This is a genomic window from Aliiglaciecola sp. 2_MG-2023, from assembly GCF_030548145.1.
GTDB classification, from domain to species: domain Bacteria; phylum Pseudomonadota; class Gammaproteobacteria; order Enterobacterales; family Alteromonadaceae; genus Aliiglaciecola; species Aliiglaciecola lipolytica_A.
The window spans coordinates 134,601-151,912 of record NZ_JAUORY010000010.1 but is presented as its reverse complement, the minus strand read 5'-3'; the positions used below and the strand labels follow the sequence as shown (position 1 = coordinate 151,912).

The 17,312-nt window shown below is 41.5% G+C and carries 13 protein-coding genes; 11 read left to right on the top strand and 2 right to left on the bottom strand.

The features are described 5' to 3' along the window. The first annotated feature begins 172 nt into the window (after nt 1-172). The 8 genes from Q4567_RS12440 (at nt 173) to Q4567_RS12405 (ending at nt 10,400) form a co-directional block, all read left to right on the top strand. Nucleotides 173-1,804, top strand: a complete 1,632-nt coding sequence (locus tag Q4567_RS12440; RefSeq protein WP_216046829.1) for a CTP synthase — start codon at nt 173-175, stop codon at nt 1,802-1,804. A 107-nt stretch (nt 1,805-1,911) separates the two neighbouring features. Further along, a complete protein-coding gene (gene eno / locus Q4567_RS12435) occupies nt 1,912-3,204 on the top strand; it encodes a phosphopyruvate hydratase (RefSeq protein WP_216046830.1) in 1,293 nt (430 codons plus the stop codon). An 80-nt stretch (nt 3,205-3,284) separates the two neighbouring features. After that, entirely contained in the window at nt 3,285-3,926 is a 642-nt protein-coding gene (locus Q4567_RS12430) for a hypothetical protein (protein WP_216046831.1), read from the top strand. A gap of 385 nt (nt 3,927-4,311) precedes the next feature. Next, nucleotides 4,312-5,871: a 2-isopropylmalate synthase gene (leuA, locus tag Q4567_RS12425; RefSeq protein ID WP_216046832.1), complete on the top strand. Its 1,560-nt coding sequence runs from the start codon at nt 4,312-4,314 to the stop codon at nt 5,869-5,871. A gap of 7 nt (nt 5,872-5,878) precedes the next feature. Further along, on the top strand, nt 5,879-6,985 hold the full coding sequence (gene leuB / locus Q4567_RS12420; protein WP_216046833.1) for a 3-isopropylmalate dehydrogenase: 1,107 nt from the start codon (nt 5,879-5,881) through the stop codon (nt 6,983-6,985). Between the two features lie 40 nt (nt 6,986-7,025). Beyond that, the gene (gene leuC, locus Q4567_RS12415; protein ID WP_216046834.1) at nt 7,026-8,420 is read left to right on the top strand and encodes a 3-isopropylmalate dehydratase large subunit; all 1,395 of its coding nucleotides are present in this window, start codon (nt 7,026-7,028) and stop codon (nt 8,418-8,420) included. A 9-nt stretch (nt 8,421-8,429) separates the two neighbouring features. Then, nucleotides 8,430-9,032 carry a 3-isopropylmalate dehydratase small subunit gene (leuD, locus tag Q4567_RS12410; RefSeq protein WP_216046835.1) on the top strand — a complete coding sequence of 201 codons (603 nt, stop codon included), beginning with the start codon at nt 8,430-8,432 and terminating at the stop codon, nt 9,030-9,032. Between the two features lie 165 nt (nt 9,033-9,197). Next, nucleotides 9,198-10,400, top strand: coding sequence for an HD domain-containing phosphohydrolase (locus Q4567_RS12405; protein ID WP_303500555.1), 1,203 nt, complete (start codon nt 9,198-9,200; stop codon nt 10,398-10,400). 57 nt (nt 10,401-10,457) lie between these two features. Here Q4567_RS12405 and Q4567_RS12400 read toward each other — a convergent pair whose 3' ends face one another. Beyond that, nucleotides 10,458-11,498 carry a general secretion pathway protein GspB gene (locus tag Q4567_RS12400; protein ID WP_303500554.1) on the bottom strand — a complete coding sequence of 347 codons (1,041 nt, stop codon included), beginning with the start codon at nt 11,496-11,498 and terminating at the stop codon, nt 10,458-10,460. A gap of 1 nt (nt 11,499) precedes the next feature. After that, nucleotides 11,500-12,402, bottom strand: coding sequence for an ExeA family protein (locus tag Q4567_RS12395; protein WP_216046838.1), 903 nt, complete (start codon nt 12,400-12,402; stop codon nt 11,500-11,502). Between the two features lie 117 nt (nt 12,403-12,519). On the opposite strand from Q4567_RS12395, the gene Q4567_RS12390 reads away from it, so the two are divergent. The 3 genes from Q4567_RS12390 (at nt 12,520) to Q4567_RS12380 (ending at nt 17,280) form a co-directional block, all read left to right on the top strand. After that, on the top strand, nt 12,520-13,752 hold the full coding sequence (locus tag Q4567_RS12390; protein ID WP_303500552.1) for a multifunctional CCA addition/repair protein: 1,233 nt from the start codon (nt 12,520-12,522) through the stop codon (nt 13,750-13,752). A gap of 113 nt (nt 13,753-13,865) precedes the next feature. Then, entirely contained in the window at nt 13,866-15,080 is a 1,215-nt protein-coding gene (srmB, locus tag Q4567_RS12385) for an ATP-dependent RNA helicase SrmB (RefSeq protein ID WP_216046840.1), read from the top strand. Between the two features lie 223 nt (nt 15,081-15,303). Next, nucleotides 15,304-17,280: a bifunctional diguanylate cyclase/phosphodiesterase gene (locus Q4567_RS12380; protein ID WP_303500551.1), complete on the top strand. Its 1,977-nt coding sequence runs from the start codon at nt 15,304-15,306 to the stop codon at nt 17,278-17,280. The last annotated feature ends 32 nt before the right edge of the window (nt 17,281-17,312 follow it).

The window sequence follows — 17,312 nt, the reverse complement described above, 5'->3', positions numbered from 1 at the left end:
TCGCGGCTTATAGATTTAGATTATTTCATATCAAAATTTGTCGCGCTTAAATGAAAAAGTTCGTTGTATGGACAGGCAGCTTTCCGTATACTGTTGAGCCGTCCATACGCCGAAAATTTATCGGTCCCTTGGTCAAGTATTCTTATTCAACTCCAAACGTCTTAGGTTACACATGACACATTATATTTTCGTCACAGGTGGTGTCGTTTCATCACTTGGAAAAGGTATTGCCGCAGCTTCGTTAGCTGCAATCCTCGAAGCTAGAGGATTGAAAGTTACGATGCTCAAATTGGACCCATATATTAACGTGGATCCGGGCACCATGAGCCCCATCCAACACGGCGAAGTATTTGTTACCGATGACGGTGCAGAAACAGATTTAGATTTAGGTCATTACGAGCGCTTTATTCGCACCCGCATGACTAAGCGCAATAACTTCACTACAGGTCGCGTTTACGAAGAAGTGTTAAAACGTGAAAGACGCGGTGATTATCTTGGTGCAACTATTCAGGTTATTCCACATATTACTAATGAAATAAAGCGCCGCGTAATCGAAGGTGCCGAAGGGGTAGATGTCGCGATTGTTGAAATTGGTGGCACTGTTGGTGATATTGAATCACAACCGTTTCTCGAAGCAATTCGTCAATTGGGAGCAGAGCTTGGTCGCGAGCGCGCAATGTACATGCACCTAACACTAGTTCCTTATATGGCCGCTTCTGGAGAGGTGAAAACGAAACCCACTCAGCATTCAGTTAAAGAATTACGTTCTATCGGTATCCAACCGGATATTCTGGTTTGCCGTTCAGAAAGCGCCCTTCCCTCAAACGAACGTCAAAAGATCGCATTGTTCACGAACGTCCCCGATAAAGCAGTTATTGGCCTTAAAGATGTTGATAGTATTTATCGAATTCCAGCGGGATTAAAAGCCCAAGGAATGGATGAGTTAGTGGTTAAACGTTTTGGTTTGGACTGCCCTGAAGCTGATTTAACTGAATGGGAACAGGTTTTATACGCAGAATCAAATCCAACTGGCGAAGTAAACATTGGAATGATTGGTAAATACGTAGAATTACCCGATGCTTATAAATCAGTTAACGAAGCGTTAAAACATGCCGGCCTTAAAAACCGCTTATCAGTTAATATCCGTTATATCGATTCGCAAGACATTGAAAGCAAGGGCGAAGCTGTGTTACAAGATCTTGACGCTATTCTGGTCCCTGGCGGGTTTGGTGAACGAGGAATTGAAGGTAAAATTGCCGCGGCGAAATATGCACGCGAAAACAAAATACCTTATTTAGGGATATGTTTAGGTATGCAGGTGGCGTTAATCGAATATGCTAGAAATGTGACTGGCATGGCCGATGCTAACAGCACCGAATTTAATCCAGAAACGCCTTTCCCAGTGGTGGGTTTGATCACTGAGTGGCAGGAAACTGACGGTAGCACAGAGGTCAGAGATGAAAGTTCTGATCTTGGTGGTACAATGCGTCTGGGTAGTCAATTGTGTCATTTGATTCCAGATACAAAGGTTCAGCAGACCTATGGTAATACAGAAATTTATGAGCGCCATAGACACCGTTATGAAGTGAACAACAACCTACGTAGCGAAATCGAAGCGTCAGGATTGGTTGTATCTGGTTTATCAACTGATAAACGTTTGGTGGAGGTAATTGAATTGCCTAACCACCCATGGTTTATAGCTGGCCAATTTCACCCTGAATTTAACTCTACACCCCGTGACGGCCACCCATTATTTACTGGGTTTGTGCACGCCGCTGGTGAATACCATAAAAATAATAATTAAAGAAAAATCAAGCGCCTATTCGCATAATCATAAAATATAGCCCCATTGGGGGTTATATTGTGCGTGTGCTTAGAACGTAAATTAAACATTTTTATAAGGCAACAAAAATGGCAAAAATCAGCAAGATTATTGGCCGTGAGGTAATGGACTCGCGTGGTAACCCAACTGTAGAGGCAGACGTATATTTAGAAAGTGGTGCCTGGGGCAGAGCATGCGCTCCATCTGGTGCATCTACTGGTTCTCGCGAAGCTTTGGAATTGCGCGATGGTGACAAATCTAGATATCTAGGAAAAGGCGTTTTAAAAGCCGTAGCAGCAGTAAACGGTGATATTCAAACATCTTTGCTAGGCAAAGATGCGCTAGACCAACGTGCAGTTGATCAAATCATGATCGATTTAGACGGCACCGAAAATAAAGAACAATTTGGTGCTAACGCCATTTTGGCGGTTTCTCTAGCAGTGGCAAAAGCTGCGGCTATGGAGAAGAAAATACCGTTATATCAACATATTTCAGAACTTAACGGTACACCAGGACAATATTCAATGCCGGTTCCAATGATGAATATCATCAACGGTGGTGAACATGCTGATAACAACGTCGATATTCAAGAATTTATGGTTCAGCCTGTAGGCGCACCTAACTTCCGTGAAGCGCTACGCATGGGTGCTGAAATCTTCCACAGCTTGAAAAAAGTATTGTCTGCAAAAGGTTTAAGTACTGCAGTTGGCGACGAAGGTGGCTTTGCTCCGAATTTGAGCTCTAACGAAGAAGCTCTTAAAGTTATCATTCAAGCCGTTGAAAGTGCTGGTTATGTGATGGATAAGGACGTTACTCTTGCCCTTGATTGTGCATCATCTGAGTTTTACGTAGATGGTCAGTACAATATGAAAGGTGAAGGTAAAATCTTTAACTCAGAAGAGTTCAGTGATTACCTAGCGGACCTATCAGCTAAATATCCAATTATCTCAATTGAAGATGGTTTGGATGAAAGCGATTGGGATGGTTGGGCTTACCTAACTGGTAAAATTGGCGATAAAATTCAACTAGTTGGTGATGACTTGTTCGTAACCAATACTAAAATTTTAAAACGCGGTATCGACAATGGTGTAGGTAACTCTATCCTCATTAAGTTTAACCAAATTGGTTCACTTTCCGAGACATTAGATGCAATTAAGATGGCAAAAGATGCAGGTTTCACTGCTGTTATCTCTCACCGTAGTGGCGAGACTGAAGATGCAACTATCGCTGATTTAGCGGTGGGTACAGCTGCTGGTCAAATCAAAACGGGTTCACTATGCCGCTCTGATCGTGTGGCTAAGTACAACCAATTGCTTCGCATTGAAGAAGCTTTAGGTGACTCAGTTAGTTACGGCGGTCGCGCTGAAATTAAAGGTCAATAAAGCCTAATGAGCATGTACCAGCCTAAGTTTTATCTGGTACATGCTTACAACTACCCTAATTGTCTGATATAAGTCAGATAATGTCCGATACCAATCATCAACAACAAGTTGATATATTCGCCTCCGATCAAAGACAGCGCCATTTTGCCGAGCTGTGCAATGCCCTGTATGAAAGAGAATTGCTGTCATTAAGCAAGAGTACTGTCAACAATATACGGTTATTACAGCGTAGGTTGTCAGGATTGCCTTATCATATTAAAAATGCAGCTGAATACTTACTAGCTCAAAGTTACCCCATCGAAGTAGACGTCCACAACGGCAGTTGGCAAGCTAAACAAGCGGCTAAATGTGTGAGCGCCAAATACGATCCGCAAAAATTATTGGCATGGTTTCAAAGCCATGTTCGTATGGGTTTGCCATCGCCTATTTGCATCAGTGATATGGGCATAGAAACAGTAGAATTAGACTCTGTTGATAGAATAGACAAAGAAAACCATAAATTACATTTCAACAAACACGGCTGGTTTGATTTCAACGGAACATTTCTTGGTGAGTATGACCATTCATTGCAAAGTAAAACCTTATTGATTCCAAATAAAGGCAATATTACAGCTGCTTGTTGCGGCCATAGTTGGAACCACAAAGGCAAAACCATTCCCAGAACACTCAGCCTTAGAGAATTACTTTTATCCACCACAATTAACTGGAAAACCTACAAGTAGTTAATAACCGAACAGCAAATAAATGAATCCTCAAAGATAGTTCAAGGATATACCTTTTTGTTAAGCAAAGTGGCTGCAAAAATGAGACCAATAAAGCACTGCTTATCCCGAGAACAGGTTAGTTATTCCAAAGCGATATATAAGGATTTATTATCTAAGGTTGACGCATAGGCCGATAAAGGATACAAATACACCACTAGAGAATTTACTCAAAATTTGATTAATTGAGAGCAATGTGACATTACGTAAAGCAACTTTACTCAACATCCTACTACTTCTGGCAGCGAGACTGCACGGGTAGGTTGTAAATGTCACAACTGATTTTAAAACCCGTGCAACGCACGGGTTTTTTTATATGGGCAATATACTTAACAGGAGAAAAAATATGTCTAATCAAGTGAAAATATTTGATACAACCTTGCGTGATGGCGAACAAGCGCTGCCAGCAAGTCTCACTGTTAAAGAAAAACTGCAAATAGCATTTGCCATTGAAAGATTAGGCGTAGACATTATAGAAGCAGGATTTCCAGTTTCGTCACCGGGTGATTTCGCTTCTGTACAAAGTATTGCAAGAGAAATCAAAAACGCCACTGTATGTGGATTATCTAGAGCCCTAGAAAAAGATATTGATGCCTGCGGTGAAGCGTTAAAGGTCGCAGATCAATTTCGTATCCATACTTTTATTGCCACCTCTGATATTCATGTTGGTGCAAAGCTTAAAAAATCCCAACATGAAATTGTTGAAATGGCAGTGCATGCCATAAAACATGCGCGCCGCTATACCGATGATGTGGAATTTTCCTGTGAAGATGCTGGACGCACGCATATCGATTATTTGTGTCGTATGGTTGAAGCTGCCATAACCGCTGGCGCAACAACAGTGAATATCCCTGATACTGTGGGCTACACGACGCCAACAGAATTTGGCGGCATCATCAAAAACCTATTTAACCGCGTTCCAAACATCGACAAAGCAACAATTTCTGTACACTGTCACAATGATTTAGGTTTGGCTGTTGCCAACTCATTGGCGGCGGTTGAAAACGGCGCTCGACAAGTTGAAGCAACAATTAATGGTATTGGTGAGCGAGCAGGTAACTGCTCTTTAGAAGAAATTGCAATGATTTTGCAAACCCGTCAAGCCATGTTGGGATTACAAACCAACATCAACTCCCACGAAATTTCACGCACCTCTAAATTAGTAAGTCAGCTGTGTAATATGCCAGTTCAGGCCAATAAAGCCATTGTCGGTACTAATGCGTTTAGTCACTCTTCCGGTATTCACCAAGATGGCGTATTGAAAGCGCAAAATACCTACGAAATCATGACACCGGAAAGCGTGGGCATAAACAAAAACAACTTGAATCTTACATCACGTTCAGGTCGCCACGTTATTAAACATCGATTAACCGAATTAGGTTACAAAGAGAGTGATTACGATTTAGAAGCAATCTACGCTGCATTTTTGAAATTGGCCGACAAAAAAGGTCAGGTGTTTGATTACGATTTAGAAGCACTGTTGTTTTTTGATCAACAAAAACAAGAGCAAGCTCATTTCGAATTGCTTTATTTACAGGCAAACTCGGGGCGAGAAATCATTCCTAGTGCCACCGTCAAAATGCGTATCGGTGAAATTGAAATCACTGAGTCAGCGGTTGGTAATGGCCCTGTAGACGCAGCATTTAACGCCATTACGAAAGCCATTGGGCACAGCCGCGTAGATGTGGTTGACTTCAAACTCGACTCTAAAGGTGAAGGCGCCGATGCATTAGCTCAAGTAAGCTTGATTGCTGAATATAATGGCCGCCGCTTTAACGGTATTGGCCTAGCCACTGACATCGTAGAGTCCGGTGTAAAGGCACTGATTTACGTGTTAAACAATACACATTTAGCCGACCAAATTGATCAACAGAAGAAACAACAAATAAAAATTGCAGGGGTTTAATAAGTACATGTCTAATTATGAAATTGCCGTATTACCAGGAGACGGTATAGGTCCGGAAATAATGGCTGAGGCTAGAAAAGTACTCAGTGCAGTTGAAAAAACCTGTGGGTTGTCATTCACTCTGAACGAATATGATGTAGGTGGCTTAGCCATCGATAATCACGGGCAGGCGCTACCAGAATACACGCTAAAAGGATGCGAACAAGCAGATGCTATTTTGTTTGGTTCGATTGGTGGCCCTAAGTGGGACAGTTTACCTCTAGAGCAACGCCCAGAAAGAGCCGCGCTGCTGGCGTTACGTGGTCATTTTGATTTATTTAGTAATTTACGACCTGCAAAAATTTACCCTGGTTTAGAAGCCTTATCTCCACTTCGCGCTGATATTGCGGCAAGCGGCTTTGATGTTTTAGTTATCAGAGAACTTACTAGTGGCATTTATTTTGGCCAACCTAAAGGCTTAGAAGGCGAAGGTGAAGAACAGTTTGCGTACGACACCATGCGTTATTCAAAACGAGAAATTCGTCGTATTGCCAAAAGCGCCTTTGAAGCTGCAATGAAACGCGGTAAAAAAGTCACCTCAGTTGATAAAGCAAATGTATTAGTGTGCTCACGATTATGGCGTGAAGTTACTGAGGAAGTCGCAAAAGATTATCCAGAAGTAACCTTAGAACATATATATATCGATAACGCGACTATGCAGTTGCTTCGTTACCCCAACGAGTTCGACGTAATGCTTTGCTCTAACTTGTTTGGCGACATTATATCTGATGAATGCGCAATGATTACGGGCTCTATGGGTTTATTACCATCGGCAAGTGTGAATGAAAGCGGATTTGGTATGTTCGAACCAGCCGGGGGCTCAGCGCCGGATATAGCGGGCAAAGGCATCGCCAATCCAATTGCCCAAATCTTATCTGCTTCAATGATGCTACGTTACAGCTTAAATCAAACAAAAGCAGCAGACCAAATTGATGATGCGGTACGTAAAGCATTAGCTGAAGGTGTATTGACTGGGGAACTACTTCCACCAGAAAAACGTCATCTTGCTAACACTACGTCGCAAGTGGGTGATGTGATTTGTCAGCACATATTATCTTCCGTACAAATTAACTAGAATTAGCCAGTAGGCTCAGATTTAAATTTAGGAATTAAAAATGGCAAAATCATTATACGACAAAATCTGGGAATCCCATGTTGTCGACCAATTGGGTGACGATACTCTTATTTATATCGATCGTCACTTAATCCATGAAGTGACCTCACCTCAGGCATTTGCAGGATTAAATGACAAGGGACGTAAAGTTAGATGTCCCCATAAAACCTTCGCGACTATGGATCACAGTATTTCTACTCGCTCATTAGCCATTGATGCTTGTGGACCAGAAAATCAATTACAGCTACAAACCTTAGCCAATAACTGTAAAGAACATGGCATTGAATTATTCCCTGTAGGCCATCAAAAACAAGGTATAGTCCATGTTATTGGACCTGAGCTTGGCTTAATTCTACCCGGAATGACGGTGGTTTGTGGTGATTCACATACTGCAACTCATGGCGCTTTCGGGGCCCTTGCTTTTGGTATTGGTACCTCGCAAGTTGAACACGTATTTGCAACCCAAACATTAAAACAAACCAAAGCTAAAAGTATGTTAATTAATGTTGATGGCAAACTTCCCCTTGGCATCACAGCAAAAGATATCATCTTAGCGATTATTGGTACTATTAGTCATGCAGGCGCAACCGGTTACGTTATTGAATATGCAGGTGAAGCAATTCGTGGTTTGACCATGGAAGAGCGCATGACAGTATGTAACATGACCATTGAAGCGGGTGCAAAAGCAGGCTTTATCGCGCCTGATGAAACCACCTTTGAATATATTAAAGGTCGCGAATATGCGCCATCTGGCGAAGCTTGGGATAATGCAGTCGCATATTGGAAAACCCTGCATTCTGATGATGGTGCGCATTTTGACAAAGTAGTTGAATTGCAAGCCAAAGACATTGCACCACAAATTACTTGGGGAACGAACCCTGGCCAAGTAACGGGTGTAACCAACACGATTCCAACACCGCAAGATTTCAGCGATCCTATTGAGCGTGAATCAGCCATTAAAGCACTTGCTTATATGGACTTAAAAGCAGGTACAAAACTAACTGATGTTTCGGTTAATAATGTCTTTATTGGCTCTTGTACTAATAGCCGAATCGAAGATTTAAGAGCTGCGGCGGCAATTGCTCAAAAAGGTAAGGTAGTAGACGGTGTTACAGCCATTGTGGTGCCTGGTTCAGTGACCGTAAAACAGCAAGCTGAAGAAGAAAAACTCGATCAGATTTTCATTGATGCTGGTTTTGAATGGCGGTTACCAGGTTGTTCAATGTGTTTGGGTATGAATGACGATATTCTGAAAGCCGGTGATAGATGTGCATCAACGAGTAATCGAAATTTCGAAGGTCGCCAAGGCCGAGGTGCCAGAACCCACCTAGTTTCTCCAGCAATGGCAGCAGCGGCTGCGATCACTGGCCACTTCATTGATGTACGAGATTTGTAGGAGCAGATGATGACAGGATTCACAACCCATTTGGGTACAGCAGCACCACTTGACCAAGCCAATGTGGATACAGACCAGATCATTCCAAAGCAATTCTTAACCGGAGTGACTCGCACAGGTTACGGTAAACACCTATTCCACGATTGGCGCTATTTAGATTTGCACGAACAAGAAGTTAACCCTGACTTTGCTCTCACTAAACCTGAGTATCAGGGTGCTAGCATTCTTTTAGCTCGTGAAAACTTTGGCTGCGGTTCAAGTCGCGAACATGCACCTTGGGCACTTGCCGATTTTGGTTATAGCGTAATTATTGCCACCAGTTTTGCAGATATTTTTTATGGCAACTGTATTAATAATCAACTATTACCAATCACCCTTAGCAGCTCAGAAATGGATAATTTGTTCAGCATTGTAAAAGATAACCCTGAAACACAAATTTTCATTGATTTACCCAATCAAACTGTAAAAGTTGCTGAACAGGAGTATCACTTTGATATACCTGAGCATCATAAAAACAACTTGATTAAAGGGCTTGATGCGATTGGTCAAACGCTGGAATTAGATGACAAAATATTGGATTACGAAAACAACGCATTTGCTTGGTTAAGATAATTCTCCAATCAAAACAGCATCCAGGTTCAATGGAGTAAAATCCTTGCCTGGATGTATGTTTTAAGCAGTAAACCACCATTTAAATAGAGATTTGAAATTATTATTGGGCTAAAATGCCCGTCAATTTTAAATACTAAAAAAGTGTGTTGGGAGTGCTGGGTAGTAATGCTTGAAGCGATCAAAATCGAAGATTTAAAGCCAGGCATGTTTGTTAATGATGTTATCGAACAAAACGGCAAACTTAGAATAAAAACCAAAGGCCTTGTTAAATCAGTCAAATCAATTGATATCTTAAAGTCCAAAGGTGTAACCAAAGTCGAAATTGATATTTCGCGCAGCAACCTTCCTCCTCCACCGGTAAATTCGGAACCCAAAGAAAGCACAACACAAGAAAATACTGCCCCAGTAAGTCCTAAGAAGACATCTTTTAGCGATAGTGAACAACTTGAAGCTGCGACTAAACTATATGACGAAGCGTTGACGATCCAAAGCCGTTTCTTTAAACGTTTAGCCGCCAACGATACTCCCTCACTTTCTGATGTAAAAGATTTAAGTGCAAATATAATTGAGTCAGTATTCAACATGCCAAACGGCCTGAGTTGTTTAACTTTGCTGAATAAGTCAGGAAAATACTTGCTGGAACATTCTTTGAATTGTTCGATTTTGTTGACAATGTTCGCAAAGTACAGAGATATGGGTCGGCAAGCAATTGAAGAGTTAAGTTTAGCCGGTTTGTTAATGGACGTTGGTATGACAAATATGCCAAAAGACATTACCCAATCTGCTGGAAAGCTCACACCGCAACAAAAAGAAATTATTACGACTCATGTAGACATTGGTCTCGACTTAGTGGACCGCTGTGGTGATGTTGCAGCATCAGTACAAGATATTATCTTTAACCATCACGAACGAATTGATGGTTCCGGCTATCCCGATGCACAAACTGATCATGATGTCAGCGAATATGCCAGAATGGCGGGGATTGTTGATAGCTACGACGCAATGATTAATGATCGGCCGTTCAGAAAAGCGGTAACCCCTTCCAGAGCACTGGTTAAACTGCTAAGCGATGAAAGCTACGATCAAGTATTGGTTGCTCAATTCATTAAGTGTTTGGGCGTACACCCTGTAGGCTCACTTGTAAAACTCGACAATGATAGATTGGCAATAATAATGCGGGGCAATAAAGAAACCCCAATGAAGCCTATAGTCGCGGCTTTTTATAACTTAAAAACAGCTAGCTATTCAGAAGTAAAAAAACTCGATTTAAGTCAAGTCAATGTAAAAATTATCAGTGCCGTTCGCCCCGAAGAGTTTGGACTAAATTTGACCAAGTTTTTAAAAGAAATTTTAATCACCGCACTTTAGAAAGACATATTGGGCATTTAAGCTTAAATTTGAATGCCCATTGCAAAGCAACAATGATTACCAGTCAGACAGCGCATCCATACTAAACTCTTGTCCTTTAAACGTCATAATCACGTGTTGTGGCTCGATTCCTATTAAAACCAGCCCATCCTCAATTTCCTGCCCTTCTACTACCCTTTTGCCGTTCACCCTAACCCATCGTTCTTCTGGGGCAGAAACATACATGTGAGCAGAGAATGCCATACTGGGCAGTTCTGTTAGTACCCACGCAGGAAGTTCATTGACTGCCGGAACATCTCTTATCGGTTGTGCATCATCCGTTGGATCAACCGGTGTTTCATCGCCAATGGAAGCCAACGCATTTCGGAAGCGCTGTAATAATTCTGGTGGAATATTATTTTGTTCGTCTGCGTTTGTTTGTTCTTGTTCAGCTTGTTGCTCTGCTAATAATTGCGCCGTTTCGTCAACCGAGACATTTTCATTGCTATCTTGCTTTTGATTTGACGGTGGTGTTTTAGGCTGTTCCGGTTTAACGTCAACCATATCACTTGGTTCAATATTGGTTTGTTTTTCAGTAGCTTGTGAGTCTTGTTGCTCTTCAAGTTCGTCTTCGGTAATGCTACTGTTAGGAAGCGGCGCTGCCGTTTGCACAGTGTCAGTCGACTGATGAATTAACTGCGTAACTGTCGTCAAATTTGCTAACACTAAACCAACACAAAATCCGCCTGCTACTACCACTGATGCGATTAACGATTTTTTACCATAGTATTGCCATGCTTCTGGTAACTCTTGCACTGAAGGCAAAAATAAACTGCGATTAAACTGCTCTGATATGCCTTGGTCAATATTCTGGGTAACCGTGCTGGTATCTTCAACCAATTGCTGGGTTTTTGATTTGGCAATTTTCGGCTTTTTAACCTCCACTGTCATGTCAGGATCAATTTCAACTTCCTGCACGCCCATTTCAGCTAGCGCCTTTACCATATCAGAGCTGCTCACAAGCCCTGATTTTTTTATCTTAACTGGTCCGTTTTGGGCGGTAACTTTGATGATTACCATACCGGCTTTGAGTTGGTCTACACTGATCTTTTGGGTCATGTTAGCCTCCTACCATATAGCCGACAGACGCAGCGGCAAGGAAGCATGCGGCCAATATCAAGGTCCATTGTTTTCCTTGCCGCTGTTTTACCACATCATCGCCAAGTATTTGTCTCGCTGCTGCAATAAAAATATGGCGACGAACAATTGCATGTTGTTTTGTAAAAGACAACGTTAAAGCGCGGTCGCAAAGCAAGTTAATCACCCGTGGAATGCCGCCGGTTATCTGATAAATGGCTTGCAAAGTGGGTTTGCTGAAAATACGTTCGTGTCCGCCAGCCACAGACAGACGATGGGAAATGTAATTTTTGACTTCTATTGAGGATAAAGGCAGTAAATGGTATCTGGCCGTTATACGTTGTGCTAACTGTCTCAGTTCATTACGTTTTAATAATTGCTGTAATTCAGGTTGACCTATCAATACCACTTTTAAAAGTTTTTCCCGATTTGTTTCTAAATTGGTTAACAGCCGCAGTTGCTCTAATACTTCAGGTAAAAGATGTTGCGCCTCATCAACAATAAGCACTGTATTAATGCCGTGTGAATGATTTGTTGTGAGTTTAGTTAGTATTTTATCGGTGAAGTATTTAAGGCTTGCTTGCTTTTTAAGGTAACGAATTTTTAATTCATCACAAATACTTGCCAATAGCTCGATTGCAGAGAGCGTTGGATTGAGAATCATTGCCACTTGGGTATTGTCGGGTAATTGTTGCAATAATTTTCGCGAGACAGTGGTTTTCCCTGTACCTACCTCACCGGTGAGCATCACAAAGCCGCCACTTTCACGTAAACCAAAAATTAAATGAGCGAGCGCTTCTTTATGGCGAGGACTCATATAAAGATAATCAGGGTTAGGCGCTATTGAAAAAGGGTTATCGGATAATCCAAAATAATTCAGGTACATATGTGCTTATAAAAACCAATCCAAATTTGCGACGAATAAGGTAACACTATTTGAGGTTAACTCAAAGACTGCTTACTATAGGATTTATAGTCCGACGATAAAGTGAGTTGTTAACTGATGAATTGTTTTTTAGTAGGTGGCGCTGTACGCGATAAATTACTCGACCGCAAAGTAAGCGACCGAGATTGGGTAGTAGTGGGAGAAACAGTAGATTCAATGTTAGCGGCTGGATATGAGCAGGTCGGCAGTGATTTCCCGGTATTTTTGCATCCCAAAACCAAAGAAGAATATGCCTTAGCGCGTACTGAACGAAAAAGCGGGAAAGGCTATACAGGCTTTGAAGTAAACAGTGAACGTAGCATTACTCTTGAAGAAGATCTAAAACGCAGAGACTTAACCATCAATGCCATGGCGTTAGATAAAAATCAGCAATTGATCGACCCCTTTAATGGTCAAAATGATTTGCATAACCGCCTATTACGACATGTGTCACCTGCATTTGTTGAAGATCCGTTACGCGTACTACGCGTTGCTAGATTCGCCGCACGTTATCATCAATACGGCTTTGAAATTGCGCCTGAAACGGCATCCTTGATGAAGCAAATGGTGGATCAAGGTGAGTTAGATCATTTGGTACCTGAACGGGTCTGGAAAGAAACTTCTCGAGCTTTATTGGAAAAAGACCCTGACATTTTTTTTGAAGTTCTCAGAGCATGCGGTGCCCTTAAAGTATGGTTTCCTGAATTGGATGTTTTGTGGGGAATTCCAAACCCAGTGCAATGGCACCCAGAAGTAGATACCGGTATTCATACGATGATGGTGATTCAACAAGCGGCTAAACTTAGTGATAATTTGGCGATCCGCTACGCGGCTTTAGTTCATGACCTTGGTAAAGGTCTCACCGATCCGGCTCAGTGGCCCTCACACCGAGAACATGAAGAGTTAGGTGTCGCACCAATACGCGCATTAAGTGAACGTTTGAAAGTACCAAATGAATGTAAAGAATTAGCGATTATGACCAGTGAGTATCACACTCACATTCATCGTGCATTGGAGCTTCGACCTGCCACTATATTAAAAGTATTAAACCATTGTGATGCTTGGCGTAAGCCGGAGCGTTTCAACAATTTACTGACAACTTGTATTGCCGATGCAAAGGGACGTACCGGGCTTGAAGACAGAGATTACCCACAGGCTGAATTCATCTGGAATGCTTATCAAGCGGCGATGAAAGTTGAAGTAAAATCGATTATAGAGGCCGGCGCAACCGGTAAAAACATTAAATTACGGCTTGATGAGAAGCGAATAAACGCAATTCGCGAGTTTAAACAAGCATATCAGCCGGATTAGGGTCGAATTATTCCTGATGAAAACGACAGAATCTAATTAAGGCTGCCCTAAACTGGATAAGTCCTCTATAATTGCGACAATTATGTAAATGGTACTAACCTCCACGGAAAAATATGTTTGAAGAATTAGATCTTGACGAAAAATTATGTCAAGCAGTTGCCGATATGGGGTACACATCCCCAACCAGTATTCAATCTTTGGTGATACCTCCCGCCATGGAAGGACAAGACATTTTAGCCAATGCACCAACAGGTACAGGTAAGACAGCAGCATTTTTGTTGCCCGCATGTCAGTTCCTACTGGACTTTCCGCGCCAACAACCAGGCTCATGCCGAATTCTAATATTGACTCCTACCCGTGAGCTGGCGTTGCAAGTTTATGAGCAAGCGCTGCAAATCACAAAATATACGGATTTAGAGTGTGGGGTGATTACGGGTGGTATTAATTATGGAACAGATCGTGAAACCCTAGAGAAAAACCTAGACATTTTAGTGGCGACACCAGGTCGATTGTTCGAACATATTGAAAAAGAAAGCTTCGATTGTCGAGATATTGAAAGCTTAGTGTTAGATGAAGCAGATCGCATGTTAGATATGGGCTTTTCTGCGATAGTGAATCAGATTGCATCTGAGGCCCGCTGGCGCAAGCAATCAATGTTGTTTTCGGCAACCCTTGAAGGAGCTGGAATTGAACGATTCGCCAAAGATCTGTTAACCAACCCAGTATCGCTAGAAGCCACGCCAAGTCGCAAGGAACACGCAAAGATCCTGCAATGGATTCATTTAGCAGACGATCCCGCGCATAAATATAACCTGCTTAAAAGTATTCTTGCTAACCAAATTCAGTCTGCGGTGGTATTTGTAAAAACTCGAGATAGACTCAACCAGCTTAAACAAATGCTCGAAAGAGATGGATTTACAATCTCTTGGTTACAAGGTGAGATGCCACAGGACAAACGCAATAGCGCATTACAACGTTTCAAAGACGGTGAGATAAACATATTGCTAGCCACCGACGTTGCTTCACGAGGTATTGATGTAGATAACATAAGCCATGTGATTAATTACGATTTACCCAGAACCGCTGATATTTATGTACATCGAATTGGTAGGACAGGCAGAGCTGGCAAAAAAGGGACTGCGATATCGATTGCTGAAGCCCACGAAATGGGAATCATTGCAAAAATCGAACGCTATACTCAACAACGTTTTAAACGTCGTGTTATTGAAGAATTGCGACCTAAAAATAAAGAAGCCAAAGCGCCAGTCAAAAAGAAGAAACCTAAATCTGAGAAAAAGAAAATTAAGCGGCCTAAGAAAAAGAAATAAAATACGATATTGAGAGACATAAATTGTTTTAAAATAATAATTTAGCTCTTAACCTGAGTCAATCTGTACGCTAGGTACACAGGACCATCGTAGTTGTTTGTTTTTTAACTAACCTAAAAGTTGTATGATGTTGAAATATATAATGTGCGCTGTTTGAGCAATTTGGCTGGTTTTTATAAGGGGTTCTGCCATTAACAACGTTTTTGAAATTGCTCGGGCAAATTTGCGAGACAAAACTAACGGTATATACGAAAATGTTCTTTTCGGTTTGATCGGCAGTTTAGTTGCTGCTTTTTTTCTGGTTTTTGCTCTAGACACCCCTAACACCCACAGTCTAAAAGTTATTTGGCTCGTTATTGTAGCTATCATTACAAGTCTAAGGTTCGCCGATTGGCTGTATTGGTTTATCAAATTACGACGCAAGAAATACGAGCCATCCCGCGCAAGAAATCGAGTAGTGCTTGGTGTTATATCATTGGCTTTGATGTGGTGTATCTATGCTGTGGTGTTTTATGACAGTATGGACCTAACCGAATTAGCATTGACGTTTGCCATGCTTTGTACACTTTCAAGTGGCGCTAATTCAGCACTTTCTGGACATAAAAGAGCCGCGATACTTTACACCGTCTTACTTCTAACGCCAGTTTCTTGCATGGCATTATTTTCCGGTATCAGTATTCATTTCTATTTAGGATGCTTGGGCATTTTGTACAACCTTTCGGTCGCCTTTTCCGCAGCACGAGCGGCAGATTTAACCGAAGAATCGGTTAAAATTCGCAATGAAAATGCGTATATCTTAGAAAAAATGCATAAAGAAGCAGCCCAAGTAGATGAAGTCAATGGCAAGCTTTCTGAAGCATATAAGCAACTCAACGTTACCAACGAGTCGTTAGAAAAAGAAGTGGAGCGACGTACCGACGAAATTAGAGTGCTATCTAGTTTGGATCCGTTAACCCAACTTTATAACCGCTCAGCCTTCATCCAGCAATTATCTGAAACAGCAGCTAAAAGCATAAAAAGTGGGCATTCGGTAGCCTTGTTATTCATCGATTTAAACGGTTTTAAAAAGATTAATGACGCCTTGGGTCACAAGGTTGGTGATGCTGTTTTAGTCGAAGTTGCCGGTCGAATAGGCGCGTTTGCTAACGATTACCAAGCTGGACGTTGGGGCGGTGACGAATTCTTGATGCTACTGCCGTATGCCGACCATGAAACGGCTATTTCTGTAGCTAATGCGTTGTTAGCCCGTATTTCACAGCCTTTAGATGTTATGTCTAATCAATTGTACTTAAGTGCCACCATAGGTATTGCGATGTTGCCTGAACATACCTCTAGTGAGACAGAATTAATACAATTGGCTGATTTTGCCATGTTCGAACAAAAGAAATTGCATTTGTCTGCACCAAGAATGTTTTCACAAGATTTATTTGAGAATCTTAAACAAATTGAAAATCTGCGAGATGGACTGCAAGAAGCCATTAACAATAAACAGATGTACCTTTGCTACCAACCTATAGTGAAATGTAAAACCAAACAACCATGGTCGTTTGAGGCATTATTACGCTGGAATTTTAATGGCAACTTAGTTGGACCAGACACCTTTATCCCCCTTGCAGAACAATCAGGTCTAATCCATGAAATTGGAGCTTGGGTACTCAATAGAGCCTGTATTGATGCAAGCCAATGGCAGCATAGTCCAAACGCCTCTGTTTCAGTAAATGTATCAATAATTCAATTATTAGACTCTGATTTTATCGATATATTAGACAGAGCACTGAAAACCAGTAAATTACAACCAGAGCGACTTCACTTGGAAATAACTGAGTCTATGTTCGCCGATAACAAAGTCAAAGTGAAAGCCAAACTCAATGCAATTAAGGCAAGAAATGTACAGGTTTCAATTGACGATTTTGGCACTGGCTATTCTTCCTTGAGTCAATTACAAACACTCAATTTTGACACCATAAAAATTGATCGTTCTTTTGTGCTAAACATGCATCAAGGCGGAGAAGCAATAATCAGAGCAACTCTATTTATAGCCAAACAATTTGGTTGTAAAACCGTCGCTGAAGGCATTGAGACAGAACAAGAAGCTCTCACACTTTCAGAAATGGGCGTCGATTATTTACAAGGTTTCTTATTTGCTAAACCTATGGTAAACGATGATTTACGCCGATGGGTGGAGAATATCGAAACCTAGTTTATAGAACCATTAATTCGAACTTAAACTAG

Excerpts from the sequence above, each read along its gene's own strand:
- Q4567_RS12440 (WP_216046829.1), top strand. The coding sequence starts at position 173 with ATGACACATTATATTTTCGTCACAGGTGGTGTCGTTTCATCACTTGGA.
- eno (WP_216046830.1), top strand. The coding sequence starts at position 1,912 with ATGGCAAAAATCAGCAAGATTATTGGCCGTGAGGTAATGGACTCGCGT.
- Q4567_RS12430 (WP_216046831.1), top strand. The coding sequence starts at position 3,285 with ATGTCCGATACCAATCATCAACAACAAGTTGATATATTCGCCTCCGAT.
- leuA (WP_216046832.1), top strand. The coding sequence starts at position 4,312 with ATGTCTAATCAAGTGAAAATATTTGATACAACCTTGCGTGATGGCGAA.
- leuB (WP_216046833.1), top strand. The coding sequence starts at position 5,879 with ATGTCTAATTATGAAATTGCCGTATTACCAGGAGACGGTATAGGTCCG.
- leuC (WP_216046834.1), top strand. The coding sequence starts at position 7,026 with ATGGCAAAATCATTATACGACAAAATCTGGGAATCCCATGTTGTCGAC.
- leuD (WP_216046835.1), top strand. The coding sequence starts at position 8,430 with ATGACAGGATTCACAACCCATTTGGGTACAGCAGCACCACTTGACCAA.
- Q4567_RS12405 (WP_303500555.1), top strand. The coding sequence starts at position 9,198 with ATGCTTGAAGCGATCAAAATCGAAGATTTAAAGCCAGGCATGTTTGTT.
- Q4567_RS12400 (WP_303500554.1), bottom strand. The coding sequence starts at position 11,498 with ATGACCCAAAAGATCAGTGTAGACCAACTCAAAGCCGGTATGGTAATC.
- Q4567_RS12395 (WP_216046838.1), bottom strand. The coding sequence starts at position 12,402 with ATGTACCTGAATTATTTTGGATTATCCGATAACCCTTTTTCAATAGCG.
- Q4567_RS12390 (WP_303500552.1), top strand. The coding sequence starts at position 12,520 with ATGAATTGTTTTTTAGTAGGTGGCGCTGTACGCGATAAATTACTCGAC.
- srmB (WP_216046840.1), top strand. The coding sequence starts at position 13,866 with ATGTTTGAAGAATTAGATCTTGACGAAAAATTATGTCAAGCAGTTGCC.